The 3,293-nt window shown below is 75.6% G+C and carries 4 protein-coding genes; 2 read left to right on the top strand and 2 right to left on the bottom strand.

What is annotated here, in order from left to right; genetic code table 11:
* The first annotated feature begins 174 nt into the window (after nt 1-174).
* Nucleotides 175-1,164, top strand: a complete 990-nt coding sequence (locus tag GTW08_RS19860; RefSeq protein WP_073574083.1) for an NADPH:quinone reductase — start codon at nt 175-177, stop codon at nt 1,162-1,164.
* Between the two features lie 39 nt (nt 1,165-1,203).
* On the opposite strand, the gene GTW08_RS19855 is transcribed toward GTW08_RS19860, so the two are convergent.
* Nucleotides 1,204-1,884 (bottom strand): LppM family (lipo)protein, encoded by a 681-nt coding sequence (locus GTW08_RS19855; protein ID WP_062402138.1) that lies wholly within the window; start codon nt 1,882-1,884, stop codon nt 1,204-1,206.
* 37 nt (nt 1,885-1,921) lie between these two features.
* Complete coding sequence (locus GTW08_RS19850; protein ID WP_073574082.1) at nt 1,922-2,533, bottom strand: GNAT family N-acetyltransferase; 612 nt, start codon at nt 2,531-2,533, stop codon at nt 1,922-1,924.
* Between the two features lie 325 nt (nt 2,534-2,858).
* On the opposite strand from GTW08_RS19850, the gene GTW08_RS19845 reads away from it, so the two are divergent.
* The gene (locus tag GTW08_RS19845) at nt 2,859-3,179 is read left to right on the top strand and encodes a hypothetical protein (RefSeq protein ID WP_051050348.1); all 321 of its coding nucleotides are present in this window, start codon (nt 2,859-2,861) and stop codon (nt 3,177-3,179) included.
* The last annotated feature ends 114 nt before the right edge of the window (nt 3,180-3,293 follow it).

Below are 3,293 nucleotides of genomic sequence, written 5' to 3'. Positions count from 1 at the left end.
CGTGGTCGTCGCCGGCGTCGTCGGGTGGCGGGTGCGGCGTCGTCGCGCCGAGGCCCGCCGGGTCGCCGCCCGCGAGACCGTCGTCGCCCTGGCCGAGGAGCGCCGCGACGCCGCCTGACGCCGGTCGTCCCGCACAGGGTGCGGGCCCGGGCCGGCGACGGCAGGATGGCCCGGATGAAGGCAGCCGGCTACTCCCGTGAGGGCACCGCCCGCGACGTCCTGACCGTCGGTGAGATCGACACCCCGGAGCCCGGTCCGGGCCAGGTCCGGGTCCGGGTCCGGGTCTCGGCGGTCAACCCGACCGACACCAAGACCCGCGACGGCACCACGTCACGGCCCTTCGACGGGGTCCGCATCCCGCACCAGGACGGCGTGGGCGAGATCGACGCCGTGGGGGAGGGGGTCGACCCGTCTCGGATCGGGCAGCGGGTCTGGACCTGGCTCGCGTCGCCGGGCGGCGACGGCGGCGCCGCGCTTGCCGAGTGGGGCACCTGCGCGCAGTACACGGTGCTGCCGGCCGAGCAGGCCACGGTGCTGCCCGACGGCGCGCCGGACGACCTCGGCGCCTGCCTGGGTGTCCCGGCGATGACCGCCTACCACTGCCTGTTCGCCGACGGCCCGGTCACCGGACGGACGGTGCTGGTCACCGGCGGTGCGGGCGCGGTCGGGCACTACGGCATCCAGCTCGCCCGCTGGGCCGGGGCGACCGTGGTGACCACCGTGTCCGGTCCGGAGAAGGCCGAGCTGGCCCGGGCGGCCGGCGCGCACCACGTCGTCAACTACCGCGACGGCGATCCCGGCGCCGCGATCCTCGACGCCGCCGGACCGGTCGACCGGATCGTCGAGGTCTCGCTCGCCCACAACCTGGCCCAGGACCTCGCGGTGCTGCGCAACGGGGGCGCGGTCGTCTCCTACGCCGCCACCCCGCAGGATCCGTCGATCCCGGTCCGCGCGCTGATGGGGGCGAACGCGGTGCTGCGGTTCGCGCTGCTCTACACCGTGCCCCGCCCGGTGCTGGCCGACGCGGCCCACGGGCTGGGCGTCGCGGCCGCGCACGGAGCGCTGACCCCGCTGCCGGTCACCCGGTTCGGGATCGACGACGTCGTCGCCGCGCACGAGGCCGTCGAGGCGGGGACGACGGGCAAGGTCGTGGTCGACCTCTGACCGGTTCCGGTCGGCCACCCCCGCGGGTCCGGCGCGCCCTCAGCGCCGGATCGGCGGGTTCCGGTCGCGCCGGGCCAGCAGCACGGCCGCCCCCGCCGCGACGACGACGAGCCCGGCCAGCAGCAGCGACCAGCCCAGGATCGACGGCGCGTTCGGGTCGGTCGAGATCACCGAGGCGTTGATCTGCGATACCTCACCGGGGACGAACTCCCAGGTGACGGTGCCGCCGTCGGTCTCGCCGTCGGACTCGACGACCTCGCCGGGAAAGCTCATCGCGAGCCGCACGTCGGCCCGGTCCACCGGCATCGTGGTCAGGTCGGCCCGGCCCTGCACGGCGATCCGCTCCCCGACCCGGCGCAGCTCCAGGTTCGCCCGTCCCGACGCGTTCCCGCCGAGCAGGTTCAGCTGCGAGACCTGGGCGAAGGTCAGGTTCTCGAAGGCCGCACGGGTGCCGACGAAGCCGTCCTGGTCGTACGGCGACAGCTCGACCTCGCCCGCGAGGTCGGCCGGGACCTCCAGCTGCGGGCCGCGGCCGTCCGGTGCGCCCTCGGGCGTCGCGACGACGATCGTGCCGTCGACGGTGTCGTCCGGCTGCACGGCGAGGGCCACCTGGACCCGGGTGCAACCGGTCAGCGCGAGGAGGGCCAGCACCGCGAGCAGCACGAGCGCACGCGTCCGGGATCGACGGCGTGCGGGCGGCGCGGTGCGGTGCGGCGGCATGGCGTCATCGTGCCACCCGGGTACGACGGTCCCGGCGTCACTCGGGGGCGTGTGTCGGGTGATCCGTGGGAAGCAGCGGCAGCTCGCGTCCGAGCACGGCGAACGGGCGCGGGTCCCCGGTGAACAGGTGCTCGCGCAGCACGTCGACGAACCCGGCACGACGGTAGAGCCGCCACGCCCGGCCGGGCGTGGCGCGGCCGTACTCGGGGGTGGACAGCAGCATCCGGGCCCGGGCGGCGTCGCGGGCCAGCGCCCGCAGCAGCGACTCGCCGATGCCCGAGCCCTGTGCCTGCGGGTGGACGTGCAGCTCGGTCAGCTCGAAGTAGTCGGTCAGCCAGTCGGCGCTCACGGCCCCGGGCTCCCCGCGACGGGCACGCAGCCCGCGGCGGACCTCCTCGAACCACCACTGCCCGGGGCCGCCCCAGTAGCCGTAGCCGATGCCGGTGAGCCGGTCCTGCTCGTCGAGCCAGCCGACCGAGCGCCAGCCCGGCCGGTAGGAGTGCTCGAGCCACAGCGAGCGGCGCTGGCGTGCGGTCGACCGCGGGTAGCCCATCGCGGTGACGTAGACGTCGATCGCCTCGCCCAGCCGGTCGGCGAACTCGCTGCGGCCGAGGCCGACCAGGCGCGCCCGTGACGGTGCGGCGGTCACCGCGAGCACCGGCCCCGGTGGGGACCGCACGCCCGCGCCGGGGCGGGGTCGGTGTCCGGGTACATGTCCCCATCACACCACGCCCGGCCGGTCCCGGCGGGTCCGGACCGGGCACCCCGCCACGGTGCCGGTGGGTGAGTGGCGCCACCCGGTCACCCGACTTGACGCGACGATCGAACACGCGTTCTACTGACGTATGTCGAACGCGTGTTCGACACCGGGCGTCCGGTGGGCGGAGTGGGGGAAGCACCCCGTCGCCGGGCGTCCCGGAGACCGATTCCGGTGGTGGGAACCGAGGCCCGGCCACCGGGTGGAGGGCGTGGTGATGCCAGTGGGCGGCTTCTCGCGTTTGTTCCGGTCCCGCCAGCCGGCGGCGATCGACGTGCGCTGGCAGAACGGTGAGCCGGTCGAGTTCTCGCGGCGTCCGTCGCGCCGCGGGGAACATTTCCTGGTCACCGGGGTTCGGGACCAGTGGATCGAGGAGTCCCCGTGGCCGTTCCCGTCGCCGATGCCGGTGGGCGGGGATCGGCTGAGCTGTTGGCGGGTGCTCGCCCGGTCGGTGCAGGACCCGCAGGAGCCGCCGCGTGAGGTGGTGCTGCGGATGCGGTCCGGTCCGGGCGTGTGGGACCTGGTGAAGGTCGACTGAGAGGTGCGGGAGATGCGGGAGGTGCGCGTGCGGAGCAGGACGATGGAACTGGACCTGGCGCTGCCGTCGCCGCGGTCCGCCGGGGCGCGACGGCCGGGCGACGCCCCGGCGGGC

It is taken from the genome of Pseudonocardia sp. SID8383 (assembly GCF_009864975.1).
Classification (GTDB): domain Bacteria; phylum Actinomycetota; class Actinomycetes; order Mycobacteriales; family Pseudonocardiaceae; genus Pseudonocardia; species Pseudonocardia alni.
This window is presented reverse-complemented; position numbering and strand designations above follow the sequence as displayed.